Here is a 17,291-nt window from a genome sequence, read left to right on the forward strand (position 1 = left end):
CCGCCATTGCTCGGGGGTGAGTAGCACTTTATTCCTCGTGCGTCCAGTCCGTCACCGTGCCCACGTATTCCTCGATGAGATCCTCCAGGGCCACGATGCCGATCAACTCCCCGCGGTCGCGCACCTGGGCCATGTGGGCGGAGTGCACGTGCAGGGTGTGCAAGGCCTCATCGAGGGGTTCCTGGCCATCGACGAAGATCAGCGGGCGCAGTTCCGTGCGGGGGATCACGGTCTGCGCGGAGGAGGCGGACATCCAGCCCAGGACGTCCTTGACGTGGATGTAGCCCAGGTAGGAGCCATCGCGCCCGGTGACGGGGAAGCGGGAGAAGCCGGTCTCGCGGACGAGATCCTCCAGATCCCCGATGGTGGGCCCGGTGCGGCCATAATCCAGGCTGCGCACCTCATCCAGGGGGATCATCACCTCCTTGAGGCTGCGGTTCTCCGAGCGCAGCGCCTTGCTCAGGCGGGCGTGTTCTTCCGCATCGAGGTATCCCTCGGCCCGGGATTCCGCGATCATGGAGGCCAGCTGCGTTTGATCCACCGTGGAATCCAGCTCGTCCTTCTGCTCGATCCCAAAGAGGCGCAGGGTGATGCGGGCTACCCAGTTCAGGAACGCGATGATGGGGTTGGTCAGCCGTACCCAGGCGATGATGCCGGGGGCCAGCCACAGCGCCAGGGTCTCCGGGCCCGCGATGGCGATGTTCTTGGGCACCATCTCACCGAAGAGGATGTGCAGGAACGTGATGATCGCCAGGGCGATGACAAAGGAGATCGGGTGAATGAGGTCGGTGGGCACCCCGAGCGCGCTAAACGGTTCCTCCACAAAATGCGCCACGGCGGGCTCGGCCACCTTACCCAGAACCAGGGAGCACAGGGTGATGCCAAACTGCGCGCCGGCCAGCATGAGGGAGAGGTGCTCGGTGGCGTAGAGCACTCGCTGGGCGCCGGGGCGACCCTGGGCGATCAACGCCTCGATGCGATCCCTGCGGGAGGAGATCAGGGCAAACTCGCTGGCCACAAAGAAGGCATTAGCCAGCAGCAGGGCCGCGATCAGGGCAATGGTGGTCAGAATACTCATTGCTGATACTCCTTTGCCTCTTCCTCCGTGACGGGGGTGAGAATCACCCGATCAATGCGGCGATCGTCCATACCCGATACCCGGGCGATCCACCGATCCTCGCCGGGGAGCAGCACCACGTCGCCCACCGCAGGGATACGGCCCATCTGGGCCATGATCAGTCCGCCGAGAGTCTCATAGGGGCCCTCGGGGGCCTGGTAGCCGATCTCCTCGAATAACTCGGCGGTGCGCACCAGGCCGGCGACTTCCCAGTTCGTACCAAAGCGCTGGAAGTCCCGCTCGGCCACCTGATCGTCGTGCTCGTCATACACATCGCCCAGGATCTCCTCCACCACGTCCTCGATGGTGATGATCCCGGCGGTGCCGCCGTATTCATCGGCCACCAGCACCATCTGCGATCCCGCCGAGCGCACGGCCTTGAGCACCGCGTCACCGCCCAGGGATTCCGGGATGGCGGGGATCTTGCGGGCGATGGAGCCCACGGTTACTTGGTTGCGCCTCTCGGCGGGGACGGAGAAGGCGTCCTTGACGTGGACCACGCCGAGGGTCTCGTCGAGATCCCCATTGACCACGGGGAAGCGGGAATGGCCGGTATCCAGGCTTAACGCGATGAGGTGATGAATGGTCTCCTCCGCCTGAAGCAGATCCACCGTGGAGCGCGGCGTCATCAGATCCTCGGCGGTGGTTTCCCCGAACTTGAGGGAGGCCTCAAGAACCTCGGCCGTGGCGGCGTCGATACCGCCCACGCCCACGGAGTTGCGCACCAGGGAGCCAAGCTCCTGGGGGGAGCGCGCGGAAGCCAGTTCATCGGCGGGTTCGATTCCCATCTTGCGCACCGTCCAGTTGGCGGCGACGTTGAGGAAGTTGATGAACCACTTGAAGGCGGTATTAAAGACGTGCACCGGGTGTACCACGAAGCGCGCCACCGGCAGCGGCATGGTGATCGCCAGGTTCTTGGGCACGAGTTCTCCGAACACCATGGAGAGCACCGTGGCCACGATCATCGCCAGCACCAGCGCCACCGTGGAGGAGGAACCCTCCGGCAGCCCCAGCCACTCCAAGAGCGGGGTGAAATACTGCGCCAGGATGGGCTCCGCCAAAAAACCCGTGGCCAGGGTGGTCACGGTGATGCCCAACTGGGCCCCGGAGAGCACAAAGGAAAGATTGCGGAAGTCCCGCTGCACGGCGTGGGCGGAGGCGTCACCACGCTCCTTGACGTGATTATCCACGGTGGAGCGCTCCACCCCGGTGAGCGCGAACTCGATGGCCACGAACAGGCCCGTGCTGGCCGTAAGCACCACGAAGCCGAGGAGGGAGAGAATACTGATCAATATGTCCATGGTGGTAGACCCGGCGGGGTCTTAGGCACCAGCCTTCTTCTTGGGGATACGTGCACCCGTGATCTTAGCCAAAGCGGGGGAATCCGGGGAGACTTTTTCCTCCCTGGCGGTGACCCCGGCCTTGCGCAGGAGCTTTGCCACCTCGTCCTCCTGGTTCTCCATCACCAGAGTGACCACGGTGCCCTCGCTCCCGGCGCGCGCGGTGCGCCCGGCGCGGTGCAGGTAGGCCTTATGCTCGGCGGGCGGATCCACGTGCACCACCAGGGAGACTTCCCCGATGTCGATGCCGCGCGCGGCGATGTCCGTGGCCACTAGCACGGGAATGGAGCCATCGGAAAAGCCCGCGATGGCCTTGGTGCGGGTGGACTGGCCCTTATCCCCGTGGAGGCCTGCGGCCTTGATCCCGGCGCGCTGGAGCTTTTTCACCTGGCGATCCACCCCGTGCTTGGTGCGCATGAACATGATGGTGCGGCCCTTGCGCGCCCCGATGCGCAGCACGATCTCGTTGCGGGCCTCGCGGGTGCCCACCAGGAACTTGTGGTGGGTCATGGTGCTCACGGCGGCCTTGACCGGGGCGGTGGAGTGCTCCGCGGGGTCGGTGAGGTAGCGCTTGACCAGGGTGGTCACCTGACCGTCCAGGGTGGCGGAAAAGAGCAGGCGTTGGCCGGGGGGAGTGAGATCGAGCAGCCTGCGCACCTGGGGTAAAAAGCCCATGTCCGCCATCTGATCGGCCTCGTCCAGCGCGGTGATCTGCACGGAGTCGAGGAAGAGGGCGCGCTGGTTGATGAGGTCCTGGGCGCGCCCGGGGGTGGCCACCAGCAGGTCCACCGGGGCGGCCAGGGCGGTCTTGTGCCGCTTGATGTTGATGCCGCCCACCACGTCGAGCACGCGCAGCCCCAGGGCGGCGGCGGGATCGGCCAGGCGCTCCTTGATCTGAGCGGCGAGTTCCCTGGTGGGAACCAGCACCAATCCGCGCGGGTGACCGGGGCGCGAGGGGGCCCCGGAGAGCCGGGCGAGCATGGGCAGACCAAAGGCAAAGGTTTTCCCCGAACCCGTGGGGCCTCGCCCCAGGAGATCGCGCCCGGAGAGAATATCCGGGATCGTGGCCTCCTGAATGGGGAAGGCGGTGGTGATCCCCTGGGCGCGCAGGGCGCGTTGAAGGGGATCGGGGAGGCCGAGGTCTGCGAAAGAAGTCACCCGGTGAGTCTACTAGGCCTCCACCTCGGAGCGATCCTCAGACCACAGGGTGTGGAAGTGGCCGGGGCGATCGGTGCGCTCGTAGGTGTGGGCACCGAAGAAATCGCGCTGGCCCTGAATGAGGGCGGCGGGCAGGCGCTCGGCGCGCAGGCTGTCGTAATAGGACAGGGAGGAGGCAAAGACCGGAATGGGCAGGCCCAGTTGGGTGGCGGTGACCACCACGCGGCGCCAGGAATCCAGCGAGTGGGAAACTTCCTCGGTGAAGTAGGGGGCCAGCAGGAGGGACTCCACCTGGGGGTTATCGTTATAGGCGTCCACGATCCGGTTGAGGAACTTGGCCCGGATGATGCAGCCGCCGCGCCAGATGGTGGCCAGATCGCGGGGATCCACGTTCCAGTTATTTTCCGCCGAGCCCGCCTGAATCTCATCGAAGCCCTGGGCGTAGGCCACCATCTTGGAGGCGTACAGCGCGCGGCGTATGTCCTCGATGAAGTCTTGGGTGCTGATCCCGAGGTCGGCCAGGGTGGTGAGCGTGCCGGTGGGCAGCCCCTGGGCGGCGGCGCGTTGGGTGCGGGCCCCGGACAGCGCGCGGGCAAACACGGCCTCGCCGATGCCGGTGACGGGAATCCCTAGATCCAGGGCGGCCTTAACCGTCCAGCGGCCGGTGCCCTTTTGGCCCGCGGAGTCCACGATGACGTCGATAAGCGGCGCGCCGGTGGCGGCGTCCACCTGGGCGAGCACCTCGGCGGTGATCTCGATGAGGTAGGAGTTAAGGTCGCCCTTGTTCCACTCGGTGAAGATCTCCGCGATCTGGGCGGGCTCTAGGTCTGCGGCGTAGCGCAGCAGGTGGTAGGCCTCGCCGATCACCTGCATGTCGGCGTACTCGATGCCGTTGTGCACCATCTTGACAAAGTGCCCCGCGCCGTCCGGGCCGATGTGGGTGCAGCACGGCGTGCCGTCCACCTTGGCGGAAATATCCTCCAGCAGGGGGCCCAGGGAGGCGTAGGACTCCGCCGTACCGCCCGGCATGATCGAAGGGCCGTTGAGTGCGCCCTCCTCGCCGCCGGAAATGCCGGTGCCCACAAAGTGCAGGCCGCGCGCGGAAATTTCCTTTTCCCGGCGCACGGTATCGGTGTAGAGGGCGTTGCCACCATCGACGATGATGTCTCCCTCCTCCATCGCGTCCGCGAGCTGGTTAATCACGGCATCCGTGGCGGCACCGGCCTGCACCATGATGATGGCGCGGCGCGGGCGCTCCAGGGAGGCCACGAACTCCTCGATGGTCTCGGCGGGCAGGAAGGTGCCCTCCGAGGCGTACCGGCCCATGAAGTCCTGGGTCTTGGCGGCGGTGCGGTTATACACGGCCACGGTGTGCCCGTGATGAGCAAAATTACGGGCGAGGTTGGAGCCCATCACCGCGAGCCCGATGACGCCGATCTGTGCCTGCGAAGTATTAGTCATGCCCAAAACACTACCCTGTGAGCCAAGAAAAGTGCTTGGATAGAGAGATGGACTTCACAGAGATGATGCAATTGGCCGCGCGCGAACCCCTGCCCCAGGAGATACTCGACCGGATCAACGCCGCCGAGCAGGGGGCCGAGGCGGCCCTGGGGATTCGCTTCACCGCCGTGGGCCCGGACGGGGTGCGCGCGGAGATGGACGTGGACGGCCGCCACAAGCAGCCGATGGGGCTGGTCCACGGGGGCATGTACTGCGTTCTCACCGAGGGGGTGGCCTCGCTCGCGGCGCTGGTGGCCTCCGAGGGCAGGCCGATCGTGGGCGTCAATAACACCACGGACTTCCTGCGCCCGGTGTCCTCCGGGACGGTGACGGCCCAGGCCACGGCCATTCAACAGGGGCGGCGCACCCAACTGTGGGAGGTACGCATGGAGCACGAGGGTAAGTTGGTGGCCCTGGGGCGGCTGCGCACCATGCTGGCGAGCTAAGGCTGTATTAGAGCTAGGTTAGATCCAGCCGCGCCTGCGGCACACCCACCACACCAACGCCATCGAGAGCGCCATGAGCCCCAGGGCAAAGGGATAGCCCAGCGCCCAGTGGAGTTCCGGCATGTCCTCAAAGTTCATGCCGTAAATCCCGGCGATGAGGGTGGGCAGCACCACCATGCCCGCTAACACGGAGAGTTTGCGCATGTCCTGGTTTTGTTGCAGGGAAACCTTGGCGGCCCCGGCGTCGATGAGGGCGCTGAGGCGATCGTCGAGGTTAATCACTCGATCCCGCGCAATGGTGGCATTATCGGCCACGTCGCGGAAATAGGAATGAACCTCCTTGCTGAGCAGGTCCCCGTGCCGGGTGATCAGGCTGGTTAGGGCGGTGGGCAGGGAGGCAATGCTGTGTCGCATTTCCAGCACCTCGCGCTTGAGCTGATAAATCTCGTCGATGTGGAAATCCGCGCTGGGATCAAACACATCTTCCTCTAATTCATCGAGATCCTGCTCCAATTCATCGGCAATGCGCAGGTGCTTCGTCACGATGATGTCCGCCGTGGCCCAGGCCAGGGAAAAGGGGCCGTGATCCGCCAGTTCCAGCGGCCTATCCAACCGCTCAAGCAGCCCCGGCACCTGCGCCCCGTGCCGCACGCTGAGCACAAAGCGCGGCCCTATCGCCAGGTGCACCTCGCCGGTGCGGATGATCTGGCGCGGATCGCTCGGGCCCTCGGTATAGGCCACCGTGCGCATGACCAGAAAAAGATGGGAATCATAGCGCTCCACCTTGGGGCGCTGCCTGGCCGTGACCGCATCCTCCACGATGAGTTCATCGAGTTCGTAGTGCCGAGCCACCTCTTCCATGCGCGTGCTGGTGGGGGAGTGCAGGTCCAACCAGGTGAAATCCCCAGGGGCGTCGCACGGGCCGGGAACACCATCGCGGAAAGAACGGCATAAATCCATGGTTGAGCAGGATACACTGGCGCTCATGCCCACCTGGAAAGAAATCATCGCCCGCAATCCCCACCACTCCGAGGAATACGCCGCGCGCTGGCGTCGCATTGCCGCTAGCGGCAAGGATATCTTCGGTGAGGCCCGGCTTATCGACGCCCTGGTGCCCCGCCAGGCACGTATCCTCGACGCTGGCTGCGGCACCGGGAGGATCGGCGGCTGGCTTTCCCGGCGCGGCCACCGGGTTGATGGGATAGACCTCGATCCGGTGCTCATCGAACACGCGCGCCAGGACTACCCCGAGGCCACCTGGGAGGTGGGGGACCTGGGAATAGACCCGCTGCCGCAGGGACGGTACGACGCGGTGGTCTGCGCCGGGAACGTCATGGGCTTCATCGAGGCCGATCGACGCGCGGCGGCGGTGAAAAACATCGCCCGGTCGCTTGCCCCGGGAGGACGCGCCGCGGTGGGCTTTGGGGCCGGGCGCGGCTGGGAGTTCCCCGATTTTTTGGATACCTGCCGCAGCGCCGGGCTAGAGGTGGAGCACCAATACTCCACCTGGGACATGCGGCCCTTCACCCGGGAATCGGACTTCCTGGTGGCGGTGCTGCGGTCCTAGTGGCCCTAAGCCACGATCTTGAACACGATGGCGCTGATGGCCACCAGCCCGGAGATCACGATAAAGACGTTCGAGGCCTGCTTGCGATACGGCGCGAGCGCCGGAACCTTGGCGATGGCGTACATGGGCATGAGGTAGAGCAGGGCGGCGATCACGGGGCCGGAAAGAGTCTCAATGAGATCCAGCACGCTGGGATTGATGATGGCCGCCAGCCACGTGGTGAGGAAGATGAAGGCGTACACGCCTAATTCCAGGGGCCGCTGCGGAAGATCGCGCTTGACCACACCGCGCACAATGCTCTGCGCGCCCTCCGCCGCGCCGAGCACGTGGCCGAAGTACGAGGACACGATGGCCGCGATGGCGATGATCGGCGCGAGGTAGGAAAGCACCGGGTTATCAAACACATTGGCCATATAAGACAGCACCGGGAGATTGGCCTCGCGGGCGGCGGCCAGGCCCTCCGTGCCCAGGGCGAGGGAGCACGACCACACAAAGAACATGGTGAACACGGTGAGCAGGATCGCGGTGTACGCCAGCACCACGGAGGCGCGCCGGGTGGCATTCTCCCCGTGATTGCGCTGCATGGCCAGGGAGAACTGGGAGATGGCCGGGGAGTGGTTAAAGGCAAAGACCAGCACCGGGATCACCAACCACACCGCCGCCACGGTGGCCCACACGCCCTTGCCGGGAGCGCCGAAGAACCCCTCGAAGTCCCAGGAGGGGATCAGGTACAGGGAGATGGCTCCCAGCAGGAAGATCAGGGGGTACACCAACACCTGGGTGACCGCCAGCATGATCTTTTGGCCGAACACCAGGATCAAGGTCATGCCGCCCACCAGCAGGCCGGAGAGCAGCGCGCGGGGAATCTGCGGGCCGTTGAGCTGATTGACGATCAAACTATCCACCGTATTGGTGATGCTCACCCCGTAGATGAGCACGATGGGATAGATCGCGGCGAAGTACAGCAGGGTGATGACCCAACCGATCTTCTCCCCAAAATAGTCGCGGGCCACCACGGTGATGTCCTCGCCCTTGCGCGGAGAGACGCACACCATGCGGGCCAGGGCCCGGTGCGAGAAGTACGTCATCGGGCCGATGAGCAGCGTGGCGATCAGCAGCGGCCACACGCCGGAACTGCCGGCATTGATGGGCAGGAAGAGGATACCGGCGCCCACGGCGGTACCAAATAATGAGATGGTCCAACTGGCGTCGAGGCCGCGCGGCGGGCGCTGTGTGGTAGTAGCCATAGGAAGCGTCCTTGCTTATTGAGGGGTAATTCCTATGACACTGTAGAGCCTGGGGTGAGGGCACGCACAATCAGCGGCAGGAGGCCTGTGCGAAGAAGTCCCGCTCGAAGTAACAGGCCGCCACGAAGGCCCGCGCCGCACGCAGTCGTTCGGCCGGGGAAGCCTGCTCTAAGGCGTATTCCACGCGCGCGATGGCCTGGCGGGTGCCGTCGAGGAAGTCCGAGTCGCCGTAGGTGCTCAACCACGGGGCGTAGGGGTGATCCGGGGTGATCCCCTCGCTGAGGCGCAGCCCAATGTGGGCGTAGAGCCAGTAACAGGGCAGCACCGCGGCGGCGGCCTCCGCGTAACTCCCGGAATCGGCGGCGGCGGAGAGAAAGGAGGTATAGGCCAGCGTGGTGGGGGAGACCTCCTCGGTGAGGGCACCCAACTCCGAGCGGTGCAGCTGGGCCTCCTCCTCGAGGCATGCGGCGGCGTCCTGGGCCCACCGGGTGGAGTGCTCGGGGTGATCGCAGCGCGAGGACACCCGGGCCAGGGTGCGGGAATAGGAAAGCAGGTAGTGGGAATCCTGGGCGAGGTAGAAGAGGAAGTCCCCACGATCCAGGCTGCCGTGGCCCAGTTGCCGGATAAAGTCCAGCGCGTAGGTTTCCGCCAGGGGAGTCTGCGCCAGTTCCCACAGCGCGCGGGTCCAGGGCCCGGCGGCCCAGGAATCATCGGGCGTGGGCTGCGGCGCGAACTCCGTGGGCCACGGCCAGGGCGCGGTGGAGGCCTGGGCGCTGAGGCGTCGGCTGCGATGGGAATGATCCACCGGCCCGTTGCCCCGACCCACGTGGAGATCCCCGCCGTGCGAGATCGCCTCGGCCAACCAGCGGGTGGACCAGGTGAGGGCGGCGTGGGGCGTGGCGTCGATAAGCAGGCGCGTGGCCAGGCTGGAGGAAAGGGAGCAGCCGGTGCCGTGGGTGTGCGGGGTGTTAATCCGGGGACAGGGCACCCGGTGGACGGAGCCATCGGGGGTGACCAGGGCGTTATCCGCGCTGCCGGTGAGATGTCCGCCCTTGACCACCACGCTGGTTTCCCAGTTTTGGGCCAGCGGTAGTGCCTGGGAGATGGCCTCCTCCAGGTCACGGGCGGGTGTGGTGTGGGCGAGCACCGCCAGTTCGCGCAGGTTGGGGGTGATAACGTCCGCCTGGGCGCACAGTTCCGCGATGGCGGATTCGGCGTCGCGGTCAAGCAGGCGATCCCCGCTGGTGGCCACCATGACCGGATCGAGCACGATGGGGCCCACGGGGTGCTCGCGCAGGTACCTTGCCACGGTGGCGATGGTCTGCGCCCCGCCCAGCATGCCGATCTTGAGGGAATCCACCTGGACATCCTCAAAGACGGCGTCCAACTGGGCCAGCAGGAAATCCTGGGGCGGGGTGTGAATAGAACGCACACCCTGGGTATTCTGCGCCACCAGGGCGGTGACGATGGAAAGGGGGAAACCCCCGGCCTCGGAAATGGCCTTGATGTCCGCCTGGATACCGGCACCCCCGGTGGGGTCGGTTCCGGCGATGGTCAATACGCGCGGTATCACGATGTGACAAATCCCTTCGCTAGTCCGAACTAGAGCAGGTTCCACGGGTATAATCTCAGCGCTTAAGCGCACCCCGTTGCCTGCGGCCAGACTAGCAGAAGGGACGGTGGAGAGGGGTTACTTCTCTCCGAAGCGGCGGGTATCGCGTACCTCGATGGGGAAGTCCGCGTCCGAACCCACTAGGCCGTTGAGCTTGTTCAGGCCGTTGCGGCCGTGAAGCTGCTGGCGGGTGGTGGCCAGGTTCCAGCGCTTGCGGGAAAGCGCGTTGAGGCCCCAGGCAAAGGCCGCTACCAGGCGATTACGGAAGCCCACCAGGTACATCACGTGCACGGCCAGCCAGAGCACCCAGCCGATGAAGCCGGTGACCTCCACCTTGCCCATCTTCACCACGGCGGAGAAGCGGGAGATGGTGGCCATCGAACCCTTGTCAAAGTACTCGAAAGGCACGCGATCCTCGGGCTTTTGCTCCCCCTCGGTCTCCGCGGCGATCTGCTCCGCCACATACTGGCCGGTCTGAATGGCCACCTGGGCCACGCCTGGCAGGCGGTTGAGCCCCATCATGTCACCGATGACAAAGACGTTCTTGTGCTCGCCCACGGAGAGATCGGGATTGACCTGCACGCGTCCGGCGCGGTCCACCTCCACGCCCGCCTGCTCGGCCACGAGCTTGCCCAGCGGGGAGGCGGCCACACCGGCGGACCAGATCTTGGTGTAACTCTCGATGGTGTGTTCCTCCTCCCCGGCCTTGTAGGTCACGGAGGTCTCGTCCACGTTGGTCACCATCGCGCCGAGTTTGACCTCCACGCCGAGTTTTTCCAACTGGCGCTGCGCCTTGCGGCCCAGGCGCTTGCCAAAGGGCGGGAGCACCTGGGGGGCGCCGTCGAGAAGCAAAATCTTGGCGGAGTCGGTGGAGAAGTTGCGGTATTCCCCGGAGAGGGTGCGGTGCGCCATCTCGGCCAACTGCCCGGCCAGTTCCACGCCGGTGGGGCCCGCGCCGACGATGACGAAGGTGAGCAGGCGCTCGCGCTCGGCGGGGTCGGTGGTCAGTTCGGCGCGCTCGAAGGCGCCGATGATCCGGGCGCGGATCTCCAGGGCATCGTCCAGCGTCTTCATACCGGGGGCGTACTGGGCAAAGTGATCGTTGCCAAAGTAGGACTGCCCGGCACCGGCGGCGACGATGAGGGAATCGTATTCGTAGCTGCGCTCGTAATTGCCCAGGTGGGTGGTCACGGTCTTGGTCTCCACGTCAATGTCGGTGACCTCGCCCTTGACCACGGAGGCGTTCTCCTGCCCGGCCAGGATCTGGCGGGTGGAGGGAGCGATCTCCCCGGAGGACAGGATGCCCGTGGCCACCTGGTAGAGCAGCGGCTGGAAGAGGTGGTGGTTGCCGCGATCAATCAGGGTGACATCGACGTCAGCGTCCTTGAGATCCTTGGTGGCAAAGAGGCCGCCAAAGCCGGAGCCGATCACCACGACGTGATGGCGACCACCGGCGGGGCGATAGGCTTTCTTAGCAGATGACATGGGGTTTTCGCGCTCCTGTAACCTTCTTGTTTATTCAGTGGTGATGATGATAGTCGCCCGGCTCACGTTTGGCAGGGCAGGGGCCACAGGAATCCACCCATTCGGGCCGAAACACAGAAGCCCGTGCGCGACGATGTTGGTTTTAGCGCGCCTCGGTGTGGTCTAGGTATCGTTGGGCTGCGGTATTGATGGGTACGGAGGCACAATGACAGACCAGCATCTCACCGCCATCGACGTCCACGCATGGCCCGGTTTAAGGGCCGTGCCACGGGACTGGCGGCTGCGCAGGCGCGCCCGCCGCGCGGAGGCGGAGTTTGCGCACGCCTGCGCGGAGGCGGAGTTGGATCTGGAATCGGAGCGCCCCGACCTGGTGGTGGAGCACGACGAACTTTTTTATCGCATCGCCTCCTCCGGGTGGCTGGGCCTGGCGGAGTCCTACATGGCCGGGGAGTGGCACGCTGCCGATCTCCACGAGGTGCTCACCGCCCTGCTGCGAGTGGGCTACAAACCCCCGCGCGGCGAGGTGGTTCCCCGTACGTACGACGGCGGCGCGCTGCCCGCCGACCTCGTGGAGTTCTCCTCCGCCGATGGCATGAGCCTCATGGGCGGGCTCTTTGAATCGGGCGTGCCCACCACGGTGCGGGAATCCATGCCCAGTTATGTCTCCGGTGCCGGCCACGGCAGCGAGCCCGCCACGCACTTCGTGGACATCACCCGCGTGGCCCCACCCGTGGCCGTGGAACGCGCCGATCTGGGCACCGCGCAGGCGGGGGTGATCCGGGCGCTTCTCGACGCCGCCGAGGCCCGGCGCGGCACCGACGTGCTGGAATACCCCGCTACGGGCGGCGCGGTGGCCATCGCGGCCGAGGAACGCGGCGCGCACCCCAGCGCGGTGACCGCCGATAGCGCGTGCGCCGGGGCGATGGAGGAACGGCTCACCCTGGCCGGTGTGACCACGGCGCGCACGGTGACGATGCCGCAGCCGATCGCGCCGGGGGGAGTGCAGCCCGCCGCCGAGGCCGTGGTGAGCGTGGAATACCTGGAACTCCTGGCCCCCGGGCAGCGCGCGGAGTTCATGGCCAGCCTGGATCGCTCGCTGCGCCCCGGCGGGTACTGCGCGGTGCAGACCCTGGCGGCCACCCCGGAGTTTGATGCTGCGGCGCAGCGCAGCCTGGATGTGCTGCGCGCCTATATCTGGCCGGGGCTGGAATACCCCACGGTGGAGGAGGTGCACCGGCTTGCGGATCAGTCCAGCAGGCTGCGGGTGGTGGGGCAGCGGCACTTTGCCGAGCACTACTGCCTGGCGTTGAAGATGCAATCGGAGTGCTTTGAGGGGCACTCCCGCGAGGCCGCCGCGGCGGGATTTGACCCGGTGTTTCGTCGGTTGTGGCGCTTCCAGTTCGCGCTGCGGCGGGCGCTGCTGGACCTCGGCCGGATCGAGGCCGTGCAGTTCACGCTGACCCACCGCCGCAGGCGGGGGCGCTAGATGGTGGTCATGTCCTGCTCGCGGGTCTCGCGCATGACCAGGATGGCCACCAAGGAGACAGCGGAAACCACGCCGAGGTAGAGGCCCACGTAGGTCACGCCATAGTTGGCGGCCAGGGCGGTGGCGATGAAGGGGGCGATGGCCGCGCCCAGGATCGAGGCGACGTTATAGGAAATGCCGGAGCCGGTGTAGCGCACATTGGTGGGGAAGAGTTCCGGCAGCACCGCGGACATGGGGCCAAAGATCAGACCCATGAGGAACATGCCGATGGTGAGGAAGGCTAGGACGCTGCCGGTGGTGGCGGTCTGCTGGTGCAGGAACAGGGAGAAACTGGCGCTGAACACGATCATGGCCACCGTGACCCACAGCAGGGTGGGCCTGCGGCCAAACTTATCGGCCAGCCAGCCGGACAGCGGCACTCCGGCGATGAACGCGAAGATGGAGATGAGCTGGAGTTTGAGGAAGGCCGTGTACTCAAATTGCAGGCCGTGCTCATTGATGCCGTAGGAAAGAATCCACGTGGTGACCAGGTAGAAGAGGGTATAGCAGCCCACCATTACAAAGGTGCCGATCACCAGCGGCCGCGCGGCGGTGCGGAATACCTCCTTCAGCGGGGAGGACACGCGCTTGTTCTGGTCGATGGCCTGTTGGAACACCGGCGTCTCCTCTAGGCGCAGGCGCACGTAGAGCCCCACGGCCACCATGACCGCGGAGGCCAGGAAGGGAATGCGCCAACCCCACACCATAAAAGCGTTATCCATATCCCCGTTGGTGTAATCAAAGGCCGTGACCAGGATCAAAAAGAGGCCGTTGGCCAGAAGGAACCCAAAGGGCGCGCCCAATTGCGGCCACATGGCGGCCCAGGCGCGCTTGCCCTCCTCGGCGGTCTCGGTGGCGAGCAGGGCCGCGCCGGACCACTCGCCGCCCAGGCCGAGGCCCTGACAAAAGCGCATCAGCGCCAGCAGTGCCGGGGCCGCGATGCCGATCTGGTGATACGTGGGCAGCAGGCCGATGAGGAAGGTGGCAATGCCCATGGTTAAAAGGGCAAAGACCAGCGTGGCCTTGCGGCCAATCACATCGCCAAAGTGGCCGAAAACGATGGAGCCCAGCGGCCGGGCCAAGAATGCCAGGCCAAAGGTGGCAAAGGAGGCCAGCAGCCCGATGGTGGGGTTCTCCGACTTGGGGAAGAAGAGGTAGGGAAAGACCGCGACGGTGGCGGTGGCATAGATATAGAAGTCATAGAACTCGATGGTGGTGCCCACGGTGGAGGCGGTGACAACGCGGGCCCGATCGCGCCGGGTGAGGGTAGGGGGAGTGGTCATGGCCACACGATAGTTTCCCGTATTATGGGATGGCAAATCCTGTATTGTGAGATGAAAATAATTGCGTGCCCGCCGCCGCGCCTCGCGTTGGATAGAGGACTATGAAAAAAGGAAACCTCCCACCCCTCGGCCCCGCCTGGGCCGGTGCCGCCCTGGGCACCGGGGGATTGGCCACGCTCAGCCGCCTGCACGGCTGGAATGTCGTGTCCGCCCTCGCCCTGATTCTGGCCGCCGCCCTGATCCTTGCCATTCTCGCAGGCTGGGCGCGCCACCGAATACCCCCGCTTCAGCGCGTGGCCATGCCCGCCTGGGCGTTATTAGGAATGTCCATCACCACCGTGGGCACCGCCCAGACCGCGCTCACCCACCAGTGGTGGCTGCACGCGGCACTGGTGGTCCTCGGTGCGATCATCTGTGTGAGCGCCAATATCTCCTACTGGCCGGTGCTGCGGAAGGAACCAAACTTCCTCTCGCTCTTTCCCGTCATGTCCCCCGTGGTGCCCGCCGTGGGGTTTGCTCAGTGGGCGGCCTCGGGGGAGTTAGCGGGGGCGTCGATAGCCAGGGCCGTGGGCTGGGCGCTGTGCGCGCTCGCCATCACCGGGGCCATTCCCGCCTTTATCCTGGTGTACCGCCGCATGCTGCCGCTCGGCCCGCCCGCGCCCCTGGCGGCCACCTGCTGGATACCCCTGGGCATCGTGGGGCAATCCGTGGTGGCCGTGCTCACCCTGGGCGGGCCGCGCGCCTACGGCTGGGTGGTGCTGGGCATAGGCGTGCCCCTGGCCTGTTGGGCGGCGTGGCGGCACTGGAGCAGTATCCCGCAGTGGGCGCCCTATAACCCCACGTGGTGGGCCTCCACCTTCCCCGTGGCCACCTGCGGCGCCGGTGCCTTTGTACTCAGCGGCGGCAGCGGGGCTCTCCACGCGGTCAGCCTCGGGCTGCTGTGCCTCCTCGTGGTGCACTGGCTGCTGGCGGCCAGCCGCGCCGCGAGCCATCTGCTACAAAGAACATCGTGATAAGCATTGATACCGCCCACGCCGTGATCGACCGTCCTGAGGGGGCGGTGCGCGGATACGCCCTCTTCGCCCACTGCTTTGCCTGCTCCGCCAAGTCTCCCGCCGCCGTGCGCATCTCCCGCCGCCTCACCGAGGTGGGCTACACGGTGCTGCGCCTGGACTTCTCCGAGATGGACTTCACCTCCAACGTCCACGACCTGCGCCAGGCCGCGGAATGGATGAGGGAGAACGTCGGCGCCCCGGACCTGCTCATCGGGCACTCCCTCGGCGGGGCGGCCGCGCTCGCCGCCGCCGGTGACATCGAGGGGCTGAGCGCCGTGGTGAGCATCGCCGCGCCCTTCGACCCCGGGCACGTGGCCGACCTCTTTGCCGGGGACGTGGACGCGATCCGCCAGCGGGGCCGCGCCGAGGTGACCATCGGCGGCAAGACCCTGGAACTAAGCAGCGAGTTCATCGAGGACATCTGTGGCCAGCAACAACGCGATCGCCTCCGCGACCTGCGCGTGCCCCTGCTGGTCATGCACTCCCCGGAGGACGAGGTGGTGAATATCGGCAACGCCCAATCCATCTACCGCGCCGCCCACCAACCCAAGAGCTTCATCAGCCTCGACGGGGCCGATCACCTCCTCGTGGGCGCGGGGCAGGCGGCCTACGCCGCCGACGTCATCGCCGCCTGGGCCGGGCGCTACATCACCGAGAAAACCACCACGGCAGCCACGGCCGCCCCCGCTCCGGGATCGGACTTCACCACGAATATCCGTGCGGGCCGCCACGTTATTCTGGCGGATGAACCCACCACCGTGGCCGGGGCCGCAGACCTCGGCCCCAACCCCTTTGACCTGCTCAAGGCCTCGCTCGTGGCCTGCACCTCCATGACCATGGGCATGTATGCCCGCCGCAAGGGCTTCGACCAGGGCACCACCCGCGTGGAGGTGGACCTCAAGCAGCGCCGTTGGGAGGAGGGTCTTTTTACCACCATGTACCGAGTGATCCACTTCGACCCCGCGCTGACCGAGGAGCAGCGCGCCGGGCTGCTACGAGTGGCGGATAAGTGCCCGGTGCACCGCCTGCTGGAGGGCACCGTGAGCATTGAGACCGCTACCGCAGCCACCGGGGAATAAGACGGATATAGGCCACCATTCCCACTAACTCCACCAGGGTTTGGGCGACCACCACGGCCGCCGCCCCCGGCACGGTCAGCGCCAGGGGAAGGACCACGAGGGAATTGCGGGTGGCCCCGGAGAACACCAGCGCGCGGGTGGTGGGAATATCCTGGCGGAACACCCTGCCCACGAGCGCCCCGATCGGGGCCATGAGGAGCAGAAACGCGACGTAGAGAGGGATCACCCGCAGCGGAAAGGAAGCGGGTATCTGCGTGGCCACCGCCGCGAGAGTGAGCACCATCAGCGGCACCATGCAGGCCTCCGACGCCACCCGCGCTCGAGCGGCAGCGGGAGTGCGCTGAGTGAGCGCGGCGGCCAGGAGGGGAAGAACGATGAGAAGCAGGAATGCCTGGGCGAAGGGGCCGGGGCGGATCACCTCTTGGGCCTGTGGGGCGAAAACCCGCAGGTACACCGGCAGGAGCAGCATTTGCAGGGCCATGAGAAGGGGAGTGGCCGCCAAGAGTTTTTCCCTGGCCGCACCGGCCAGCCCGGAAAAGACGAGCACGTAGTCCACGCACGGGGCCAGCAGGACCAGGAGCACGCCCACGAGCGTGGGGTGATCCTGCGCGATGGGGCGGCTGAGCGCATACACCACGGCGGGAACCAGCACGAAGTTGAGCACCGACAGCGCGGCGAGGAACCGGGTATCCGGGCGGTGTAGGCCGGTCAGCGGCAGCCCCAGGAAGGTGGCGTACATGAGCGCCACGAGCAGGGGATTGAGGACGGATTCCGGCACCGCGCCGGGGCGGGAAAGCCCCAGGGCCGCGCCGCAGAGGATGGCCAGGAGATACAGCGGCACCTGGTGGCGATCCCACCACGCGATAGCGGCATTCAT

15 protein-coding genes and 1 riboswitch are annotated in these 17,291 nt (G+C 66.1%); of the genes, 5 read left to right on the forward strand and 10 right to left on the reverse strand.

Features of this window, described 5'->3' with window-relative positions; genetic code table 11:
• Positions 1 to 28: 28 nt before the first annotated feature.
• From OLW90_RS05410 to gndA, 4 genes are read right to left on the reverse strand one after another with little or no spacing between them, the layout of a single operon-like run.
• Complete coding sequence (locus tag OLW90_RS05410; protein WP_319651721.1) at positions 29 to 1,078, reverse strand: hemolysin family protein; 1,050 nt, start codon at positions 1,076 to 1,078, stop codon at positions 29 to 31.
• Positions 1,075 to 2,418 carry a hemolysin family protein gene (locus tag OLW90_RS05415; RefSeq protein ID WP_319651722.1) on the reverse strand — a complete coding sequence of 448 codons (1,344 nt, stop codon included), beginning with the start codon at positions 2,416 to 2,418 and terminating at the stop codon, positions 1,075 to 1,077. The genes OLW90_RS05410 and OLW90_RS05415 overlap by 4 nt, the downstream gene beginning before the upstream one ends.
• Positions 2,419 to 2,439: 21 nt before the next feature.
• Positions 2,440 to 3,615 carry a DEAD/DEAH box helicase gene (locus OLW90_RS05420; protein WP_319651723.1) on the reverse strand — a complete coding sequence of 392 codons (1,176 nt, stop codon included), beginning with the start codon at positions 3,613 to 3,615 and terminating at the stop codon, positions 2,440 to 2,442.
• 12 nt (positions 3,616 to 3,627) lie between these two features.
• Positions 3,628 to 5,076: an NADP-dependent phosphogluconate dehydrogenase gene (gene gndA, locus OLW90_RS05425; protein WP_319651724.1), complete on the reverse strand. Its 1,449-nt coding sequence runs from the start codon at positions 5,074 to 5,076 to the stop codon at positions 3,628 to 3,630.
• Positions 5,077 to 5,123: 47 nt separating this feature from the next.
• Here gndA and OLW90_RS05430 point away from each other — a divergent pair, with 47 nt between their 5' ends.
• Positions 5,124 to 5,561, forward strand: a complete 438-nt coding sequence (locus OLW90_RS05430) for a PaaI family thioesterase (protein ID WP_319651725.1) — start codon at positions 5,124 to 5,126, stop codon at positions 5,559 to 5,561.
• Between the two features lie 18 nt (positions 5,562 to 5,579).
• On the opposite strand, the gene OLW90_RS05435 is transcribed toward OLW90_RS05430, so the two are convergent.
• On the reverse strand, positions 5,580 to 6,521 hold the full coding sequence (locus OLW90_RS05435) for a magnesium and cobalt transport protein CorA (RefSeq protein WP_319651726.1): 942 nt from the start codon (positions 6,519 to 6,521) through the stop codon (positions 5,580 to 5,582).
• Positions 6,522 to 6,546: 25 nt separating this feature from the next.
• Here OLW90_RS05435 and OLW90_RS05440 point away from each other — a divergent pair, with 25 nt between their 5' ends.
• A complete protein-coding gene (locus tag OLW90_RS05440) occupies positions 6,547 to 7,128 on the forward strand; it encodes a class I SAM-dependent methyltransferase (protein ID WP_319651727.1) in 582 nt (193 codons plus the stop codon).
• Between the two features lie 5 nt (positions 7,129 to 7,133).
• Here the strand turns inward: OLW90_RS05440 and OLW90_RS05445 are convergent, their stop codons facing one another.
• From OLW90_RS05445 to OLW90_RS05455, 3 genes are all read right to left on the reverse strand, one after another.
• Positions 7,134 to 8,375, reverse strand: a complete 1,242-nt coding sequence (locus tag OLW90_RS05445; RefSeq protein ID WP_319651728.1) for an HAAAP family serine/threonine permease — start codon at positions 8,373 to 8,375, stop codon at positions 7,134 to 7,136.
• 70 nt (positions 8,376 to 8,445) lie between these two features.
• Positions 8,446 to 9,951: a bifunctional hydroxymethylpyrimidine kinase/phosphomethylpyrimidine kinase gene (locus tag OLW90_RS05450; RefSeq protein WP_319651833.1), complete on the reverse strand. Its 1,506-nt coding sequence runs from the start codon at positions 9,949 to 9,951 to the stop codon at positions 8,446 to 8,448.
• A riboswitch (TPP riboswitch) is annotated at positions 9,942 to 10,034 on the reverse strand. (Overlaps the previous gene by 10 nt.)
• 31 nt (positions 10,035 to 10,065) lie before the next feature.
• Positions 10,066 to 11,472 carry an NAD(P)/FAD-dependent oxidoreductase gene (locus tag OLW90_RS05455; RefSeq protein WP_319651729.1) on the reverse strand — a complete coding sequence of 469 codons (1,407 nt, stop codon included), beginning with the start codon at positions 11,470 to 11,472 and terminating at the stop codon, positions 10,066 to 10,068.
• 205 nt (positions 11,473 to 11,677) lie between these two features.
• Here OLW90_RS05455 and OLW90_RS05460 point away from each other — a divergent pair, with 205 nt between their 5' ends.
• Positions 11,678 to 12,958, forward strand: coding sequence for an SAM-dependent methyltransferase (locus tag OLW90_RS05460; RefSeq protein ID WP_319651730.1), 1,281 nt, complete (start codon positions 11,678 to 11,680; stop codon positions 12,956 to 12,958).
• Here the strand turns inward: OLW90_RS05460 and OLW90_RS05465 are convergent.
• On the reverse strand, positions 12,955 to 14,280 hold the full coding sequence (locus tag OLW90_RS05465; protein WP_319651731.1) for an MFS transporter: 1,326 nt from the start codon (positions 14,278 to 14,280) through the stop codon (positions 12,955 to 12,957). The genes OLW90_RS05460 and OLW90_RS05465 overlap by 4 nt on opposite strands.
• Positions 14,281 to 14,381: 101 nt before the next feature.
• Here OLW90_RS05465 and OLW90_RS05470 point away from each other — a divergent pair, with 101 nt between their 5' ends.
• Positions 14,382 to 15,293, forward strand: coding sequence for a tellurite resistance protein (locus OLW90_RS05470; protein ID WP_319651732.1), 912 nt, complete (start codon positions 14,382 to 14,384; stop codon positions 15,291 to 15,293).
• Positions 15,290 to 16,414: an alpha/beta fold hydrolase gene (locus OLW90_RS05475; RefSeq protein ID WP_319651733.1), complete on the forward strand. Its 1,125-nt coding sequence runs from the start codon at positions 15,290 to 15,292 to the stop codon at positions 16,412 to 16,414. The genes OLW90_RS05470 and OLW90_RS05475 overlap by 4 nt, the downstream gene beginning before the upstream one ends.
• Here the strand turns inward: OLW90_RS05475 and OLW90_RS05480 are convergent.
• Positions 16,392 to 17,291 carry an arsenic resistance protein gene (locus OLW90_RS05480; RefSeq protein WP_319651734.1) on the reverse strand — a complete coding sequence of 300 codons (900 nt, stop codon included), beginning with the start codon at positions 17,289 to 17,291 and terminating at the stop codon, positions 16,392 to 16,394. The genes OLW90_RS05475 and OLW90_RS05480 overlap by 23 nt on opposite strands.

Source organism: Corynebacterium sp. 21KM1197 (genome assembly GCF_033783015.1).
Taxonomy (GTDB): Bacteria; Actinomycetota; Actinomycetes; order Mycobacteriales; family Mycobacteriaceae; genus Corynebacterium.

Coding starts and splice junctions, on each gene's coding strand:
- OLW90_RS05410 (WP_319651721.1), bottom strand. CDS start 1,078: ATGAGTATTCTGACCACCATTGCCCTGATCGCGGCCCTGCTGCTGGCT.
- OLW90_RS05415 (WP_319651722.1), bottom strand. CDS start 2,418: ATGGACATATTGATCAGTATTCTCTCCCTCCTCGGCTTCGTGGTGCTT.
- gndA (WP_319651724.1), bottom strand. CDS start 5,076: ATGACTAATACTTCGCAGGCACAGATCGGCGTCATCGGGCTCGCGGTG.
- OLW90_RS05430 (WP_319651725.1), top strand. CDS start 5,124: ATGGACTTCACAGAGATGATGCAATTGGCCGCGCGCGAACCCCTGCCC.
- OLW90_RS05435 (WP_319651726.1), bottom strand. CDS start 6,521: ATGGATTTATGCCGTTCTTTCCGCGATGGTGTTCCCGGCCCGTGCGAC.
- OLW90_RS05440 (WP_319651727.1), top strand. CDS start 6,547: ATGCCCACCTGGAAAGAAATCATCGCCCGCAATCCCCACCACTCCGAG.
- OLW90_RS05445 (WP_319651728.1), bottom strand. CDS start 8,375: ATGGCTACTACCACACAGCGCCCGCCGCGCGGCCTCGACGCCAGTTGG.
- OLW90_RS05455 (WP_319651729.1), bottom strand. CDS start 11,472: ATGTCATCTGCTAAGAAAGCCTATCGCCCCGCCGGTGGTCGCCATCAC.
- OLW90_RS05460 (WP_319651730.1), top strand. CDS start 11,678: ATGACAGACCAGCATCTCACCGCCATCGACGTCCACGCATGGCCCGGT.
- OLW90_RS05465 (WP_319651731.1), bottom strand. CDS start 14,280: ATGACCACTCCCCCTACCCTCACCCGGCGCGATCGGGCCCGCGTTGTC.
- OLW90_RS05470 (WP_319651732.1), top strand. CDS start 14,382: ATGAAAAAAGGAAACCTCCCACCCCTCGGCCCCGCCTGGGCCGGTGCC.
- OLW90_RS05480 (WP_319651734.1), bottom strand. CDS start 17,291: ATGAATGCCGCTATCGCGTGGTGGGATCGCCACCAGGTGCCGCTGTAT.